18 protein-coding genes and 1 tRNA gene are annotated in these 17,611 nt (G+C 47.1%); 9 read left to right on the forward strand and 10 right to left on the reverse strand.

Features of this window, described 5'->3' with window-relative positions:
- Positions 1-65: 65 nt before the first annotated feature.
- Complete coding sequence (locus ABIC15_RS09185) at positions 66-779, forward strand: YebC/PmpR family DNA-binding transcriptional regulator (protein ID WP_012370564.1); 714 nt, start codon at positions 66-68, stop codon at positions 777-779.
- Between the two features lie 330 nt (positions 780-1,109).
- Positions 1,110-1,403, forward strand: a complete 294-nt coding sequence (locus tag ABIC15_RS09190) for a hypothetical protein (RefSeq protein WP_354020534.1) — start codon at positions 1,110-1,112, stop codon at positions 1,401-1,403.
- 43 nt (positions 1,404-1,446) lie between these two features.
- Here ABIC15_RS09190 and ABIC15_RS09195 read toward each other — a convergent pair whose 3' ends face one another.
- Positions 1,447-1,719, reverse strand: a complete 273-nt coding sequence (locus ABIC15_RS09195; RefSeq protein ID WP_012370566.1) for a hypothetical protein — start codon at positions 1,717-1,719, stop codon at positions 1,447-1,449.
- A 350-nt stretch (positions 1,720-2,069) separates the two neighbouring features.
- Here ABIC15_RS09195 and ABIC15_RS09200 point away from each other — a divergent pair, with 350 nt between their 5' ends.
- Genes ABIC15_RS09200 through mnhG form a run of 7 tightly spaced genes read left to right on the forward strand, consistent with a single transcriptional unit; the run spans position 2,070 to position 7,862 of the window.
- Positions 2,070-4,475 carry a Na+/H+ antiporter subunit A gene (locus ABIC15_RS09200; protein ID WP_354020535.1) on the forward strand — a complete coding sequence of 802 codons (2,406 nt, stop codon included), beginning with the start codon at positions 2,070-2,072 and terminating at the stop codon, positions 4,473-4,475.
- Complete coding sequence (locus ABIC15_RS09205) at positions 4,472-4,912, forward strand: Na(+)/H(+) antiporter subunit B (RefSeq protein WP_012370568.1); 441 nt, start codon at positions 4,472-4,474, stop codon at positions 4,910-4,912. Before ABIC15_RS09200 ends, ABIC15_RS09205 begins: the two co-directional genes overlap by 4 nt.
- A gap of 3 nt (positions 4,913-4,915) precedes the next feature.
- The gene (locus ABIC15_RS09210; RefSeq protein ID WP_012370569.1) at positions 4,916-5,257 is read left to right on the forward strand and encodes a Na(+)/H(+) antiporter subunit C; all 342 of its coding nucleotides are present in this window, start codon (positions 4,916-4,918) and stop codon (positions 5,255-5,257) included.
- Positions 5,250-6,734, forward strand: a complete 1,485-nt coding sequence (locus ABIC15_RS09215) for a Na+/H+ antiporter subunit D (protein ID WP_354020536.1) — start codon at positions 5,250-5,252, stop codon at positions 6,732-6,734. The genes ABIC15_RS09210 and ABIC15_RS09215 overlap by 8 nt, the downstream gene beginning before the upstream one ends.
- A 3-nt stretch (positions 6,735-6,737) precedes the next feature.
- A complete protein-coding gene (locus ABIC15_RS09220) occupies positions 6,738-7,214 on the forward strand; it encodes a Na+/H+ antiporter subunit E (protein ID WP_012370571.1) in 477 nt (158 codons plus the stop codon).
- Positions 7,214-7,498 (forward strand): Na(+)/H(+) antiporter subunit F1, encoded by a 285-nt coding sequence (locus tag ABIC15_RS09225; RefSeq protein WP_012370572.1) that lies wholly within the window; start codon positions 7,214-7,216, stop codon positions 7,496-7,498. The genes ABIC15_RS09220 and ABIC15_RS09225 overlap by 1 nt, the downstream gene beginning before the upstream one ends.
- Positions 7,482-7,862 carry a monovalent cation/H(+) antiporter subunit G gene (gene mnhG / locus ABIC15_RS09230; protein ID WP_012370573.1) on the forward strand — a complete coding sequence of 127 codons (381 nt, stop codon included), beginning with the start codon at positions 7,482-7,484 and terminating at the stop codon, positions 7,860-7,862. Before ABIC15_RS09225 ends, mnhG begins: the two co-directional genes overlap by 17 nt.
- A 49-nt stretch (positions 7,863-7,911) precedes the next feature.
- Here the strand turns inward: mnhG and ABIC15_RS09235 are convergent, their stop codons facing one another.
- From ABIC15_RS09235 to ABIC15_RS09275, 9 genes are all read right to left on the reverse strand, one after another.
- Positions 7,912-8,358 (reverse strand): Rrf2 family transcriptional regulator, encoded by a 447-nt coding sequence (locus ABIC15_RS09235; RefSeq protein ID WP_012370574.1) that lies wholly within the window; start codon positions 8,356-8,358, stop codon positions 7,912-7,914.
- A 190-nt stretch (positions 8,359-8,548) separates the two neighbouring features.
- On the reverse strand, positions 8,549-9,439 hold the full coding sequence (locus ABIC15_RS09240) for a glycerophosphodiester phosphodiesterase (protein ID WP_354020537.1): 891 nt from the start codon (positions 9,437-9,439) through the stop codon (positions 8,549-8,551).
- 177 nt (positions 9,440-9,616) lie between these two features.
- A complete protein-coding gene (gene odhB / locus ABIC15_RS09245) occupies positions 9,617-10,867 on the reverse strand; it encodes a 2-oxoglutarate dehydrogenase complex dihydrolipoyllysine-residue succinyltransferase (protein WP_354020538.1) in 1,251 nt (416 codons plus the stop codon).
- Positions 10,868-10,918: 51 nt separating this feature from the next.
- Positions 10,919-13,780 carry a 2-oxoglutarate dehydrogenase E1 component gene (locus tag ABIC15_RS09250; RefSeq protein ID WP_354020539.1) on the reverse strand — a complete coding sequence of 954 codons (2,862 nt, stop codon included), beginning with the start codon at positions 13,778-13,780 and terminating at the stop codon, positions 10,919-10,921.
- A 355-nt stretch (positions 13,781-14,135) separates the two neighbouring features.
- On the reverse strand, positions 14,136-14,864 hold the full coding sequence (locus tag ABIC15_RS09255; protein ID WP_012370578.1) for an amino acid ABC transporter ATP-binding protein: 729 nt from the start codon (positions 14,862-14,864) through the stop codon (positions 14,136-14,138).
- Entirely contained in the window at positions 14,861-15,505 is a 645-nt protein-coding gene (locus tag ABIC15_RS09260; protein WP_012370579.1) for an amino acid ABC transporter permease, read from the reverse strand. The genes ABIC15_RS09255 and ABIC15_RS09260 overlap by 4 nt, the downstream gene beginning before the upstream one ends.
- Before the next feature lie 36 nt (positions 15,506-15,541).
- The gene (locus tag ABIC15_RS09265; RefSeq protein WP_214764691.1) at positions 15,542-16,306 is read right to left on the reverse strand and encodes a transporter substrate-binding domain-containing protein; all 765 of its coding nucleotides are present in this window, start codon (positions 16,304-16,306) and stop codon (positions 15,542-15,544) included.
- Positions 16,307-16,498: 192 nt separating this feature from the next.
- Positions 16,499-16,582 (reverse strand) — tRNA-Leu (locus tag ABIC15_RS09270).
- A gap of 62 nt (positions 16,583-16,644) precedes the next feature.
- Positions 16,645-17,589 carry an alpha/beta hydrolase gene (locus tag ABIC15_RS09275; RefSeq protein ID WP_214764682.1) on the reverse strand — a complete coding sequence of 315 codons (945 nt, stop codon included), beginning with the start codon at positions 17,587-17,589 and terminating at the stop codon, positions 16,645-16,647.
- Between the last annotated feature and the right edge of the window lie 22 nt (positions 17,590-17,611).

Genomic DNA, 17,611 nt, shown 5'->3' on the forward strand with positions numbered 1-17,611 from the left:
ATGAAGCAGAAGGAACCAAGCAGTTCCTAACTAATTCGAAGTCATGTGAAAGCGAGTGGATTCTGATGGGTCGTAAATGGAATAACATTAAAGAAAAAAAGGCGTCGAAAGACAAAAATACTAGTCGCGTCTATGCGAAGTTCGGCCGGGAGATTTATGTGGCCGCTAAACAAGGTGAGCCGGATCCGGAATCCAACCAGGCATTAAAAGTCGTTCTCGAGCGTGCGAAGACGTATAGCGTTCCTCGCGCCATCGTCGATCGTGCCATCGAAAAAGCAAAAGGCGGCGCGGAAGAAAACTTTGACGTCTTACGTTATGAAGGGTTTGGACCAAGCGGTTCGATGGTCATCGTCGAGACATTGACGAACAATGTTAACCGGACAGCGTCTGACGTCCGGGCTGCATTTGGTAAAAACGGCGGGAATATGGGAGTCAGCGGATCGGTCGCTTACATGTTTGATGCAACTGCGATCTTTGCTTTTGAAGGCAAAACGGCAGACGATATTTTGGAATTGATGATGGAAGCGGACATCGATGTCCGTGACATCTTGGAAGAAGAGGAATCGGTCATCATCTATGCCGAGCCGGAACAGTTCCATGCCGTTCAAGAGACGTTAAAAGAGGCAGGAATCACTGACTTCTCAGTCGCTGAACTCGTCATGCTTGCGCAAAACGAAGTGACGCTGTCTGACGAAGACGTGCAACAGTTTGAAAAAATGATTGATGCGCTCGAAGACCTCGAAGACGTCCAACAAGTCTATCACAACGTCGAACTTTGATCGTCGTTTTATCCATCAGCCGGTTCTCATACCGGCTTTGATACACAAAAAGGAGTCGGATCTACGTCCGACTCCTTTTTGTTTAGCTTCCGTTCGTCTGTGCAAAAAAAACCAGATTCTTTCACATGTTCTAACTCAGCTGACGCCCATCATCCGGATAGTCACGCGCTGTCAGGATTAATGATAAAGTATAAAACGCGTTTCATATCAACCCAAAAAAAAGATTCTTTTTGGAGGTTTAATTTTTGAATATAATGGGAAAAGACATATTCGATACTGATAGGTGATATATTTTTAGGTCATGTGCTTTTCACATAAGGAGGAAATGGTATGTCTTATTCATTGATTGAAACTTTTAAACGAATCGTAAGTGAAGCTAATCGCTTTAACCGGGTTGATTTCGGCGGTTACGATATCTATATGCAAGCAAACGACGGACGAACGATCACAGCAAAAATTCGTTTCGACGGTGGTGGTCAGGATCAAAACGAAGCGTACCTGTTCCTGGAATCGAGTACCGGTCACAGTCGGATGACGACACTGACTCTACATCAATTCGAACATCTCTCTTCTTATACTGCACACAGCGAGCTGATTCAAGCGCTCGTTTCAACCAGTGCTTAATTCCTTATATGACAACACGCCCTCCAATGGAGAGCGTGTTTTTTTACTGATTTTCTTCCTTTTCAAGACGTTCCAGTTCAGCGTGTGTTTGCGGGAAACCATTGGCTTGCCAATCCGCGCGATGAATGGAATCGAGTTGTGTTAATCCAACTTCCGTTTCATCTTTTTTTGCGTCGACACTCTGCTGACGGTCGAGTGCAGTCGGATCACTGAATCCTTGCGACGAATTCCCTGCTTGCTTATAACGTTTGATAGCTAACGCAGATAAGGCTGCGAGCCCCCCAATGACTAAACCTTGTTTAAATGACTTTTTCATGACGACACCTCTGTTCGCTGAATTTTTAGACTTTATTGGTTTTCCCTGAAAAAGACTATTGTAATCAAATTTCCGCCGTCTTCAAAAATTTTTTTAGAACTTTTTTCATATTTTTCTGCCGTGTTCCTACATATTTAATAATTTATTCAAAAACCGCTTTCCTGCACTACCTCAAGAAGGTTCGGGTCATGCAGAGAGCCGAAATCTACGTTATACTTTTAACAGATGCTTCATAAGAATCGAATGATTGGATAAAAAAGGACTCGTCACAAGCACGACTGCTCGCTTGCGTACTGTGTCCTTCTTTCATTTTTTCGATGAAATGAACGATATGAAAAGGAGGGAATCATGTGTCATTGCTTCATTTGGCAATCTTGTTGCCGTTACTCGTCAGTCTCTTCATTCCATTGTTGTATAAAAAAATTCGATCGGTGCACACAGGCTGGTTCGTCCTGCTTGTTCCGCTGACGCTCGTCGCTTACTTCAGTCAATTTCTCAGCCAGACGATGGCCGGAAAAACAGTCGTTGCGACGATGAAATGGATTCCTTCGCTCGATATCAATTTCGTGGCTTACATCGACGGGCTTGGTTTACTATTTGCGTTATTGATTACCGGAATCGGTTCGCTCGTCGTGCTGTATTCGATTTATTATCTCGATGCCAAAAAAGAAGCACTTCATAATTTTTATGTGTATCTGCTCCTGTTTATGACGGCGATGCTCGGAATCGTCTTGTCCGACAATATGATCGTCATGTATCTGTTCTGGGAATTGACATCGATTTCGTCTTTCCTGTTGATCGGCTATTGGTACGAACGGGAACGCTCCCGTTATGGTGCCCAAAAATCAATGCTCATCACTGTTTTTGGTGGTCTGTCGATGCTCGGCGGGATTTCCCTGCTGTCGCTCTTGTCCGGCTCATTCAGCATCCGTGAATCGCTTGCGACGGTCGGCACCTATTCCGGTGATCCGCTCTTCACCGTATCGCTTGTCCTGTTTTTACTGGCGGCTTTTACGAAATCCGCCCAGTTCCCGTTTCACATCTGGTTACCGGACGCAATGGAGGCACCGACTCCGGTCAGCGCCTATCTCCACTCGGCTACGATGGTCAAGGCCGGTCTCTACCTCGTAGCCCGAATGAGTCCGATCTTTGCGGAAACACCGCTCTGGTTTTATCTGGTGTCGTCTGTCGGAATGTTCACACTCTTCTGGGGATCATTGAACGCCGTCAAACAGGTTGATTTAAAAGCGATTTTAGCCTATTCAACCATTTCACAACTCGGTTTGATCATGTCATTGCTCGGACTCGGAGCAGCTGCATTGCAGGTCGACATCATACCGGACAGCCTCTATACAGTCGCAACCGTCGCTGCCGTCTTCCATTTGATTAACCATGCCACGTTCAAAGGAAGTCTGTTCATGATGGCAGGAATCGTCGATCATGAGACCGGCACACGGGATATCCGGAAACTCGGCGGTTTATCGCAACTGATGCCGGTGACGTTCACAATTGCGACGATCGGCACGTTGTCGATGGCGGGTGTACCGCCGTTCAACGGTTTCTTAAGTAAGGAAATGTTTTTGACCGGTGTTCTTCAAGTATCAGAGTCCGGCTTATTCCATCTCGATACATTTGGTCTGTTGTTCCCGTTCTTCGCCGTCGTCGGTAGTATCTTTACGTTCGTCTACAGCATTTTAATCGTCTACCGGACATTCCTTGGTCCGAAGCAACTCGACAAGTTGCCGAAAAAACCGCATGAAGCACCGATTGGCATGCTGATTCCGCCGCTCGTTCTTGTTTCATTGGTCATCTTGATCGGCTTGTTCCCGAACCTGTTGTCAAACACCTTGATTCGTCCGGCGGCGGAAGCGATTTTACCGAAAGTCATCGCAAACGGCGGTACGATTCCGGTCGAGATCAAGCTCTGGCATGGATTTAATCTGGAACTGTTCTTAACCGTCCTGATCATCTCAGCCGGAACCGTTTTATTCCTGACCTTGCCAAAATGGCGCTCCCTGTATCACCGGATGCCGAAGCAGGTCTCGCTCAATCATCAATATGATGCCCTGTTGCGTCGCGGTGAGCGGACCTCGACCGCTATCCATGACACGGTCATGACCGGCTATATGCGTTCCTACCTCGTGTATATCTTTGGTTTCATCGTCGTCCTGGTATTATCGAGCCTTTATTTCCTCGATGCCTTCCGGTTTGATGTGAACCCACTCAGTACGGTTCATGCCTATGAAGTCGTCTTGGTCCTGGTCCTTGTCGGCAGTGCCTTATCAATTACCTTTGCCCGGTCGCGTTTGACATCGATCATCTTACTTGGTGTCGTTGGTTATACGGTCGCTCTGTTCTTCGTCTTATTCAGGGCACCTGACTTGGCTTTGACCCAACTCGTCATCGAAACCGTCTCCGTCGCTTTATTCCTGCTTGTGTTTTATCACATGCCGGAAATCAGCCGGAAAGAGGAACGGATTAAATTTAAACTCGGAAACGCAGCAATTTCCGCACTTGTCGGCTTAAGTGTCACACTCGTTGCACTCGCTTCGCTCAGCCAACGGTCATTTGCTTCGATTGCCCAGTATTATATCGACAACGTAGCGGACCTTGCTGCCGGCGGGAACATGGTCAACGTTATTCTCGTCGACTTCCGTGGTTTTGATACGTTGTTTGAAATCAGTGTGCTCGCGATTGCCGGACTCGGGATTTACGCGATGATCAATTTCCGCAAGACAGGAGGAATCGACAAATGAAAAACCCGATCAAAAAGCATACGAATGACGTCATATTGGAATCTTCGACGACATTCATCACTTTTATCATCTTTTTGTTTGCCGTCTACCTGTTTTTCGCCGGTCACTACACACCGGGCGGCGGATTTATCGGCGGTCTTGTGACCGCCTCGGCACTGGTTCTCGTCCTATTGGCTTTTGACATCAAGACACTTCGGCAGATTCTTCCGATTGATTACAAACAGATGACGGCAGTCGGCATGTTGATTTCCGTGCTGACAGCGTCTGGTGCCCTGCTGTTCAACAAACCGTTTTTCACACATGCCCACGGTTACTTCAATTTACCGCTGTTTGGAAAAACATCTTTGCATACAGCGATGTTATTCGATTTAGGTGTTTATCTTGTGGTCGTTGGTGTGACAATGACAATTATTCAAACGATTGGGGAGAGTGATTAACGCATGGAAATCATCATGGCGATTGCAGCAGGCATCTTGACGATGTGTGCCGTCTATCTCATTCTTTCAAAAAGTGTCTTACGAATCATCATCGGAACCGGTTTACTCAGTCATGCTGCTCATCTGCTCGTCATGACGATGGGTGGTCTGAAGACCGGTGCCGCTCCTGTCATCAAGGACGGCATCACCCAGTATACGGATCCGCTGCCACAAGCCTTAGTCTTGACAGCGATCGTCATCAGCTTTGGTGTGACTGCATTTTTCCTTGTACTTGCTTATCGGGCTTATCAGGAACTGGGAACAGATAATCTGGAGGAAATGAAAGGAACCGATACGCATGATTAATTTACCATTACTACCGCTGTTAATTCCGCTGATTACCGGAGTCATCTTGATGCTGTTTCCAAACCGACTCCGCCTGCAACGATCGGTGTCGCTTGTTTCGACTTTCTTGACGATCGTTGCAACAATCTATCTCGTGTACAGTGTCCGAAAAGACGGCATTCTGACCGTGACACTCGGCAGCTGGCCGGCTCCGTTTGGTATTACGCTCGTGTCGGACATGTTGTCCGCCCTGCTTGTCTTAACGACCAGTCTGCTCGTCTTTTTTGTCATCTGGTATTCAATGTATTATTTGTCCGACTTGCACCAACGGTTTTATTATTACATCGCCGTCCAATTTTTATTGCTCGGTGTCAACGGTGCCTTCACGACAGGTGATATTTTCAACATGTTCGTCTTTTTCGAAGTATTTCTGATCTCGTCTTACGTCCTGATTGTTCTCGGCGGCAAGCCGGCTCAACTTCGGGAGTCGTTGAAGTATTTGTTGATTAACGTCATTTCGTCCGCCTTGTTCGTCATGACCGTCGCCTTTTTATACGGGGTCATCGGTTCACTCAGCATGGCTGATATTTCACAAAAGATCACTGAAATCAATCAACCCGGTATCCTAAGCGTCATCGCGGTTCTGTTTTTAATTGTCTTTGGCTTAAAGGGCGCCATCTTCCCGTTGTACTTTTGGCTTCCCGGTTCGTATCAAGTGCCGCCGACACCTGTTCTTGCCCTGTTTGGTGCCTTGCTGACAAAAGTTGGTGTCTACGGTATCTTACGGACATACAGTCTGTTCTTTTCACACCAGCAACAGTTCACGCATCAACTGCTCGGTTGGCTGGCGCTCGCAACGATCGTCATCGGTGTCATCGGGGCACTTGCGACACGTGATGTGAAACAGATTCTGATTTACAACATCATCGTTGCGGTGGGTGTCATCTTGTACGGCGTCTCTGTCATGACCCGGCAGTCGCTTGAAGGTGCCGTCTTCTACCTGATTCACGACATGCTGATCAAAGCTGCGTTATTCCTGTTGATTGGTGTGATGATTGGTATTGCCGGATCCAGCCGCTTAAAAGATATGGGTGGTATGATCAAGGACTATCCGTTGCTTGGCTGGACGTATTTCATTGCGGCATTATCACTTGCCGGCATTCCACCGCTCAGCGGATTCATCGGGAAACTGTTGATCGTCCGCGGTGGTTTTGAAGCCGGCGATCTCGTGGGTCCGTTCGTCGTCTTGATTTCGAGTCTGCTTGTGCTTTATTCCGTGATGCAGATTTTCATCCGCGGCTTCTGGGGGACACCGAAAACTTACAGCGGTCCAAAACGCCATCTGACCAAACAGTTGCTGGCTCCTGCACTCGCTTTAGTCGCAATGACCGTTTTATATGGAATCGGAACGGAAGCCGTCCGTCCGCTCATCACGCAAGCTGTCGATCCGCTAGTTGATCCGACACTCTATATCCAAGCTGTACTGAAGGAGGATTAACCTATGCCGTTTCAGTTATTACTCAACATCTTGCTTGCATTCCTCTGGATGTTTCTTGCTAACTCCTTCTCCGCCTCATCGTTCATCATCGGCTACTTACTCGGTTTGATTGCGATGTTCGCGATGCGGCGAGGGTTCAGCACCCGGTTTTATATTGGACCGTTCATCGCCTTGATCCGATTGTTCATTCGGTTTTTGTATGAACTGGTCGTCGCGAATTTGGAAGTGTTGTCCATCATTTTAAAGCCACGCCTCGACATTAAACCGGGGATTTTCGCCTATGAGACAGAACTCGAACACAATTGGCAGATTACATTGCTGTCACTGTTGATTACGTTGACCCCCGGAACGTTGGTCGTCGATATCTCGGACGATAACAAGACATTGTACATCCATGCTCTGCACATGCCGGAAGCGGATGATGCAGTGGCCTCGATCCGAAACAGTTTTGAGAAAGCCATCCTGGAGGTGAGCCGCTGATGTTAGAGACGATTTTATTCATTGCCTTAGGAGGCGTCTTCCTATCCATGCTCGGTTTATTTTACCGGGTCATTAAAGGACCGTCCGTAGCCGACCGGGTCATCGCCCTTGACTCGATCGGAATCAGCCTGATTTCCGTCGTCGGTCTCGTCTCAATTATTCTTCGGACGAGTAACTACCTCGAAGTCATTTTGTTGATCGGGATTTTAGCCTTTATCGGGACGGTCGCCTTCTCGAAATTCATCGAGAAAGGAGAGATCATCGAACGTGACCGCAATCAGTGATTTTTTTGTAGCTGCCTTTGCATTGATCGGAGCATTTTTTAGCCTCGTGACGGCACTTGGCCTTATCCGGTTACCTGACCTCTATACACGTGCGCATGCCGCCTCCAAGAGTGCAACACTCGGCGTCATGAGTATTCTTATCAGCGTCATCATCTATTTCGTCGCTGAAGACGGATTTTTCTCGTCCCGAGTCGTACTCGGCATCCTGTTTGTCTTAATCACAGCACCGATTGGCGGACATTTAATTGCCCGTGCCGCCTATTACAGTGATGTTCCGCTTTGGAAAGGTTCGGTTCAGGATGACCTTGCCAAAAATCCGGAGCATGTCACCCCTAAAAAACGACCTGCTCCTAAATTAAAATGAGCCCAGTTCTTTTTCTCTACGAGCACAAAAAACGGATGCGACCGTTCACTTAACGTGAAGGGTTCGCATCCGTTTTTGCGAATAACAAATTCAGTTCATATGGATTTTTGAGTAATTCGGCTAATGTATGTTGTTCCAGTTCCCGAATGAAAGCACGCAAGGCACGGGCAAGAATCCCTTTGAGCTGACACTGGGGTTCAATGACACAATGACCATCTGCCGCAAAACATTCGACGATATCCATCGGCTCCATCTCGCGAACGACTTTTCCGATATTGATTTCTTCCGGATCACGGATCAGCCGAAGTCCCCCGGTCCGCCCGCGTGTCGACTCCACGTATCCGAGTTTCGTCAATTGTTGTGTCACTTTCATCAAGTGATTGGAAGAAATACCGTAGTGATTGGCAATCGCCGGCATCGGTGTTACTTCATCTCGGTGAAGACCTAAATAAATCAGGACGCGAAGTCCATAGTCTGTATATTGAGTGATTCGCATGTTTTTCCTCTCTTTCTGTTCATGGAACCCATTTAAATCCCACTTCACACTGCTGTTTCATCGTATCATGTTCGATCCTAATCGAAAATAAAGGATGTGCTTTTAACAGTATACGTAACGGAAAGAGATTTGGATGCCATCCGAACAAAAAAAGTCAGTTTCCGGATCCGGAAACTGACTTTTTAAGGAATCATTTCTTTTTTGTATGTTTCAGAACTTCATTGAACCGGTCGGCGAAGTTCGTAAAGACGCCGGTCACACCGTAATCGAGCATCCGTTGCATATTTACTTTTTCATTGACTGTATACGGATGAAGCAACAATCCAGCATTCCGGATTTGTTTCGTATTTTGTCGTGTCAACGATTTAAATGATGGTCCGACACCGACAGCATACGATTTAATCGTCTTTAATTCCTGGTTCGTAACATCCGTCATTTGCGGTGCCTCAAGAAGTTGAACGAGCGGAAGTTTCGGATCTAACTGCTTGACCTTCAGTAAACTGTCCCGGCTGAACGATTGAATCATGACTTGTCCCGGTTTAATCCGGTTGCTCGATAATCCGTGACGTCGTAACGTATCCAACAGTTTTTTCTCCATCCCCGGGTAAACTTCCGGAGATTTCGTTTCGATATAGTAGTTTGCCTGTTTGCCGTACCGGTCGAAAATTTCATTTAATGTCGGTACTTTCAGTCCTTTATACTTCGCGTTGGCATATGCCGGATAGGTTTCGTTAAACCAGCTGCCCGCATCGAGACGCTTGATTTGCGCAAGCGTTTTATCCTTGACGGCTCCGGTACCATTCGTCGTCCGGTCAACCGTCTCGTCGTGCATCGCAATCAGTTGACCGTCCTTCGTCATTTGTAAATCAATTTCAATATAATCCGCTTTAAACTTTTTATGGCTCATATCGTAGGCAAGCATCGTATGTTCCGGTGCATAACCGGATGCTCCGCGGTGAGCGATGTTGACAACTCGATTTGGATCAAGCAACCCTTTCGCTTTCCCCGCTGCTTCAATACTCGTTGTACCGCTTGCGACGATCATTCCTGCGACTACCGTGACACCGATTTGTTTCAACATTTCTAGTTCCCCTTTCGAAGTAACGTACAGATGTATCTTATAGGCTGTTGATGAAGGATTTATGAACTCCATGTAATCTTCCGTATAGATTCCGTGACAAAGTTGTCACATCCACTTGAACTGATGCATAAAAACTCCCTGCTTCCGCGACGGAAACAGGGAGTAAAAATGATTGAATCAAGCTTCAAAAATCAATGACTCCGGATCTTCAAGCAAGTCTTTGATGTGCTTCAGGAACGTGACGGCTTCTTTCCCGTCAACGATTCGGTGGTCATAGGAAAGTGCAACGTACATCATTGGACGATTTTCCATCCGCTCGGCGTCGATGGCGACCGGACGCAGGTTAATCGCATGCATCCCGAGAATCGCGACTTGCGGTCCGTTCAGGATTGGTGTCGACATCAATGATCCAAACGTTCCGCCGTTTGTGATCGTAAATGTCCCACCTGTCAAATCAGATAAGCCGAGTTTGTTGTCCCGGGCTTTGACAGCCAGATTGATGATATCTTTTTCAATTTCACCGAAGTTCTTTTTGTCGGCGTCACGAACGACTGGTACAACCAAGCCGTCTGGAGCAGAAACTGCGATTCCGATATCGTAGAATTTCTTGAGAACGATTTCGTCCCCTTGAATTTCTGCGTTCAAATACGGCATTTTTTTCAATGCGGCAACAGCTGCTTTCGTGAAGAATGACATGAAGCCGAGCTTAACTTCATTGTCCTTGACGAACTTTTCCTGGCGGCGCTTCCGTAATGACATGACAGCCGACATATCGATTTCGTTAAACGTCGTCAACATCGCTGCCGTTTGTTGAACCTCTACTAAACGGTTGGCAATCGTTTTACGGCGACGTGACATTTTAATCCGTTCTTCCGGTTTACCCGGAGCTGCAGACGGTGCTGCTTGTGGTGCCGGCGCTTGCGGTGCTTTTGCTTGTTCACGTGGAGCGACTTCAAACGTCGCGACATCCTGTACACGAATCCGTCCGAGTGGATCTTGTGTCGCGACTTGTGCTAAATCGATTCCTTTTTCACGGGCCATTTTCCGAGCAGCCGGTGATGCGATCGGACGATCGGCAACCGACGTCGCTTCTGTCGCAGCAACAGGTGCCGGCTGTTCTTTTTTCGCTTCCTGTGCAACCGGTGCTTCTTTTTGCTCCGGTGCCGGCGTTGTTGCTGCCGGTTGTGCCGCTTCTCCGCCTGCCGTGATGATGGCAATCGTCTCTCCGACACGGACTGTATCCCCTTCGGCTGCCATTACTTCGGACAGGATGCCCGCTTCATCAGATGGGACTTCGATGTTAACTTTATCTGTCTCCAGCTCGACGATGGCTTCCCCTTTTTCTACCTGATCGCCGGGTTGTTTTAACCACGATGCGACCGTACCTTCTGTAATCGATTCTGCAAGTTCTGGCACTTTGATTTCCATGTTAATTCGTCCCCCTAAGACTTTTCGTGTTTGACCCCACTTGATTTTAGCTTAGACATTTGTTTCGGAAGTAGCTGATGTGCTCGGTTGATCGACTGTCGTCCGTGTTAAGGCATCTGTCAGAATCCGCGCCTGTTCGACTTTATGTCCTGTCGGATCACCTTCCGCCGTACTCGAACGTCGACGACGGCCGATATAACGGACCGTTGTAATGCCATTAACGGCAACCGATTCAAGACGCGGCTCGATGTATGTCCAAGCCCCCATGTTTTTCGGTTCTTCCTGAACCCAGACAAACTCACTGACATTCGGATAACGTTCAAGCAAAGCATTTAACTGTTTGGCCGGGAATGGATAAATTTCTTCAATCCGGACAATGTGCAACCAGTTGAAATCATCATCAGATTTCGAAACGGCTTCCGCCAAATCAATGGCCACTTTTCCGCTACAGAAGACGATTCGTTCCACTTGTTCCGGTGATTGCCCGAGACCGTCCTGTTCGACAATCCGTTTAAATGAACCGTCTGTCAGTTCCGACAAATCGGACGTCGCCAGTGGATGGCGGAGTAAACTTTTTGGTGTCATGACGACAAGCGGACGTACTTCTTCTTTTCCAAGAATCGCAGCTTGACGGCGTAGCAGATGGAAATACTGGGCCGCACTCGATACATTGGCGACCGTCCAGTTCTTTTCGCCTGACAGAGTCAGAAAACGTTCCAGGCGGGCACTCGAGTGCTCCGGTCCTTGTCCTTCATATCCGTGAGGTAACAGCATGACAAGTCCGGACGTCTGCCCCCATTTAGCACGGCTTGCCGAAATGAACTGGTCAAAGATGACTTGACCCGAGTTGGCAAAGTCGCCGTATTGGGCTTCCCACAGCACCAGTGTTTCCGGTGCGAAAACATTATAGCCGTATTCGAATCCGAGAACGCCTGCTTCCGACAACGGACTGTTGTAGACAGCAAATGATGCTGTTGCTGACTTCAAGCTGTGCATCGGTGAAAACGCTTTGCCTGTCTTCACGTCATTTAAATTGATGTTCCGCTGGGCAAATGTTCCCCGTTCTGAATCCTGACCACTGAGTCGAATCGGTGTACCGTCGGAAAGAATCGAGGCGAATGCCAACGTTTCCGCATGTCCCCAGTCGATGCCGTTTTTAGTCGTCAACGCGTCGGTCCGGCGTTTCAACACTTTTTCAAGTTTGTGGAAGACATTGAATCCGCTTGGCCATTCGAGCAACTGCTCATTGTAAGCCGTCAATTTTTCAACTGCGACACCGGTCTCGATGTGCGGGACACCTTTGAAGACAACATCCGGCATGATGCCGCCGTATTCTTTTTCGACATTCGGAACTTTCTCGCGAGCCGCTTTCATCATGTCATTGATGTCCGTTTCAATCGTCGTGACATCTTCTTTCGTGACATCATTTTGTTCCACCAGTTGCTTCGCATATAAGACACGGGCTGAGTCATGTTTATGGATCAAATCGTAAAGGACAGGATTCGTATTCATCGGCTCGTCCATCTCGTTATGTCCGAAACGACGGTATCCGATCAAATCAATCAAGACGTCTTTGTTGAATGTCGCGCGGTATTCGCTGGCAAGCAAGGCGACTGCCAAACAACTTTCCGGCTCATCTGCATTGACGTGGAAAATCGGAATCTCATACCCTTTTGCCAAGTCACTTGAATAACGGGTCGAACGGGAATCCGTCGGTTCCGTCGTAAAGCCGATTGTGTTATTGGCAATGATATGAATCGTTCCGCCTGTGTTATAACCTTTCAAATTCGTCAGGTTCAACGTTTCAGCAACAATTCCTTGTCCAGGGAAAGCAGCATCTCCATGAATGAGGATAGCGGCAGCCTTCCCTTGTTCCTGACGTGGTGCCCCTTTTTGTGAACGGTCATCTTGCGCTGCCCGTGTGAATCCTTCGACAACAGGATCGACGAACTCGAGGTGAGACGGATTGTTGGCAAGCGTCATCCGGACGTTACTTGACTGTTGTTCCATTTTTCGGTTTAACCCTAAATGATACTTCACATCACCCGTCCAACCGTACGTGATGCCGATTGATCCTTCGGAAGGGACAAGATCATGGTTCGGTGCATGCTGGAATTCCGCGAAAATCATTTCATACGGTTTGCCTAATACATGTGCCAAGACGTTTAATCGTCCCCGGTGCGCCATTCCGATATTGATTGTTTCCGACCCATTGGCAATCAGATGTCCAACGATCGTGTCGAGCAATGGAACCATCGCGTCAAGACCTTCAATCGAGAACCGCTTCTGTCCGACGTACGTTTTATGAAGATATTTTTCGAATAACTCCGTCTCGGCGAGCCGTTTGAATAACTGCTTTTTCTGTTCGACTGATAAACGTGCCGTCAATGCACCTTGTTCAATTTTTTGGCGTAACCATTTCTTTTCTTCCAAATCATCGACGTGTTGGAATTCAACGGCTGCGGCACCTGTATACTGTGCTTTTAAATGTTCGATCCCTTCATAGGCATCCTTCAGATGTCCCGGCGGTTCCGGACAAACAAGCGTGACCGGCATGCCGCGTAAATCGGCTTCCGTCAATCCGAACTGACGAAGCTCCAGCAATTCCGTTTCCCGCGGATGATCTTTCAGCGGATAGATGTCAGCCGCAAGGTGACCTTTCGCTCGAATTTGATCCGCTAAGCGACTCGCTGCCAAGTACTTTTCGAAATCTCCCGTTTCGATCGGTTGCTGAGTTACTGATTCTGCGACCGGAGCACCATTTTGTTCGAAATAGGTCCGTGTTTCTTCATCAACAGAAGAAGCATCTTCTAAAAAGCGTTCATACAATTCAATGATGTATCCAAGGTTTGGTCCATAAAATGTTTGCTGTTCCTGTTCCCGGCTTGCCATGTACGGTTCCCCCCGTTTCATTCATTCCACTCATTGTACTGAAAATCAGTATATTTCCAGCTCTCTACCTGTTAGCGCTTTCAAATCATATGACATAAAAATTCGATAATCGTCATGTTCCTTGCAACGAGGCCGAACATAACCCTTAACGATGGCCTGTATGTCAAAAGTGTTTGCCTTAGTTATTATATTACTACTTCTTTTAGGTCAGTGCGTTTCGAATTCCCAATTTCTCAGTCATAAATGTATAAGTTTTTCTTATGACTGTACCCTGTGTTGTTTATGAATGAAACCTCTCTAGGGGAAAACAGCTGTATTCGTCAAAAAAAGAGCAGAAACGACCTCCCTGAAGGCCATTCCTGCTCAATGTCTTGTGTTATAACACTTTACTTAAAAACGATTGTGTCCGTTCGTGTTGTGGAGAATCAAACAATAGACTCGGAATGTTTTCTTCGACGATGAAACCACCATCCATAAAAAGAACCCGATCCCCGACTTCACGCGCAAATCCCATCTCGTGCGTGACAACAATCATCGTCATCCCTTCAAGTGCCAATTGTTTCATGACAGCAAGGACATCGCCGACCATTTCCGGGTCGAGCGCGGATGTCGGCTCGTCGAACAACATGATTTTCGGATTCATGGCCAGGGCACGGGCAATGGCAACCCGTTGTTTTTGACCGCCGGACAGTTCCCCCGGATAGTTATCGGCTTTCTCCCGCAATCCGACTTTATCCAACAATTCGAGCGCCCGCTGTTTCGCTTGCGTTTTGTCCGTTTTCCGGACTTTCATCGGTGCAAGTGTGACGTTCTCAAGCACGGTCTTGTGGGGAAACAAGTTGAAATGTTGAAACACCATTCCGACTTCTTCACGGACTTTATTGATATCGACTTTCGGATCTGTGATGTCATGGGTATCGACGATTACTGTACCGCCCGTGATATCTTCGAGCCGGTTCAAGCAACGGAGAAACGTACTTTTCCCCGATCCCGAAGGTCCAATGACACACACGACTTCTTTTTCTTCAATCTCGACCGAAATATCCTTTAAGACTTCGTTCGAACCAAATGATTTTTTTAATTGTTTGACTTCAATGATACTCATCGCAGTGTAAACCTCCGCTCCAAGAATTTCCCTAATAGTGAAAGGAGATAGATGACGACGAAGTACATCAGACCGACGACCGTCCAGACGATGAACGGTTCAAATGTCGTTGCTTGTTGCACTTGTCCCTGTTGCGTCAAATCCGCGATACCGATGATCGATAGCAACGACGTATCTTTTAAACTGATGATCGATTGGTTCGTAATCGTCGGTAGCATACGGCGGAAGGCTTGCGGTAAAACGATTTGTGTCATCGTTTGACGCCCCGTCATACCGAGAGAACGTGCCGCTTCTGTCTGCCCTTTATCAATCGATTGAATCCCGGCCCGGATGATCTCGGCGAAATAGGCTCCGGCATTGATGGCGACAGTGAGAATCCCGGCATACATCCGGTCCATCGACAGCCACTCAAGTGAATTGAGTCCAAAATAAATGAAGAACAATTGGACGATAAAGGGCGTTCCCCGGATGACATCGATGTAGACGATGGCAATCCCGTTTAAAATCTTAAGTGGTGATAAACGCATCAAGGCGACGATCAAGCCGATTAAAAATCCGACGATGACCGCGATGATAAAGATATAGAGGGTGATCTGTAACCCTTCTAGAAAAAACGGAAACGCCGTTTTTGCGACTTCCATCAGTGACTCAACTCCCTTGTCATTCGTTCAAATGGCTTATTTTAAATACGTATCGACGATTTTGTCGTACTCCCCGTTTTCTTTCAGGTTTGCGAGTCCTTTGTTGATTTTTTTCATCAACTCTTCGTTTTCACCTTTGAGGACGGCAATTCCGTAATTATCACCATTCAAACGGTCTCCGACAAGTTTCAGACCAAGGTTTTGCTGTTTGTTTGCATAGGAGATGACCGGATAATCTTCAATCAATGCGGCAGCATTTCCGTTTTTGACTTCCTGGAACATGGCCGGGCTGTCATTGAATTGAGTGACGGTGATTCCGAGTTTGTCTGCATTATCAGTTGCATATTTTGCACCTGTTGTTCCCTTTTTAACCGCAACTTTCTTGCCTTTCAAATCATCGACTGATTTGATTTTGTTTTCATCTTCTTTGACGACCAGGATCAGCCCGGCTTTAAAGTACGGGTCTGAGAACGTAACAACCTTTTTCCGTTCCGGTGTGATACTCATTCCGGCAATCGCTACATCCAGTTGGTTCGCTTGAAGAGCGGGAATGATTCCGCTGAAATCCATCGCTTCAAACTTGATTTTAAATCCTTGATCTTTGGCAATCGCTTTGATGAGGTCGATATCGATTCCCTTGTATGTGTCCCCGTCTTTATATTCGAACGGCGGATACGTAACATCGATGCCAACCTTGTACGTCTTGTCTTTTGAGACCTCGTCCTGTGAACCGATACTACATGCGCTTAATACCACGAGACAGCTGAGCAATAAAAATAATACCGATAAATGCTTTTTCATGTTGTTACTCCTCTCTTGAAGACAAATGCCTTCTTTCATGTATTTTCCTCAAAAAATTTTCCTTAACACATATTTTATCAGAAAAATTCAAATTTTACGAACAAACTTGTTAAGAGCATGAATCAAAATTTTTCAAAATAAAAAAATAGGAGCACCCTTCTGACGAAAAGTACTCCTATTTTCACTTTAAAATGCCGCCGAGAGGACTTGAACCTCCACGGTGTTGCCACCACTAGATTCTGAGTCTAGCGCGTCTACCAGTTCCGCCACGACGACTTCTATTTATGTTATTAGAATACTAAATAGTTTTTTTCGTGTCAACGGTTTCATGCATTTTTTTATACTTTTTCTGTCGGTTCGTCTAAAATCCGCCGGACGAATCGTTCCACGACCGTATCGTATGTGTCCGGATCCTCGAAATAAGCCATCGCGTGGGCTGCATTCGGAATGACCACCAATTCTTTTTCCGTCGGACAGGCTTGATACAATTCATAGACCATTGAAGTCGGAACAAATGTATCGGCTCCGCCGTGAATAAACAGAATCGGAACCGTCGCCCGCTGGACTTGCTTAATGGCCGAGGCTTCACTGAAAAAATAGCCCGCTTTTAATTTCGTCAAGATACTTGTCATCGTCAGGAACGGGAAATGCGGCAGACGATACATCCGCTTCATTTGATAGGCGAGAACGGCGTTGACCGACGTATACGCACAATCGGAAATGATGCCTTTGATTTGCGGCGGCAACAGTTCCCCACTGGTCATCAGAACGGTTGCTCCTCCCATCGAAACACCGTGCAAAAAGATTGCACTTTCTCGGCCAAGACGAGCTACCAGATATTCGGTCCACCGGAGACAATCTTCCCGGTCATGCCATCCGAAACCAATATAGTTCCCGTCACTTTTTCCGTGTCCACGGTTATCCGGCATCATGACGTGGAAACCGGCTTGGTGATACAGATACGCAAATCCGGCCAAATCCGTTCCGACACCGCCGTATCCATGCACTAAAATCACAATCCGATCCGATGGTACAAGCGGCGGCAAGTAATGCCCGCGTAACATTAATCCGTCATGCGCCTTGACTTCAATCAATTCCAGCGGCTGTTCTTTAATCCACGTCTGCCCCGGTTGCATCAGACGGACCATTTCGTCACTCAAATCACGGTTATTGGATAAAAAGGGTTTCGGATTGGTTGCGATCGCCATTTCATAAAAGTAATAACTCGCTGCAAGCATCCCGGAACCGATTACACCTAAACCGATTTTCGTTCGTGTTCGCATTGCTCCCACTCCTCATCTGCTC

It is taken from the genome of Exiguobacterium sp. PvP048, from assembly GCF_040549175.1.
Taxonomy (GTDB): domain Bacteria; phylum Bacillota; class Bacilli; order Exiguobacteriales; family Exiguobacteriaceae; genus Exiguobacterium_A; species Exiguobacterium_A artemiae.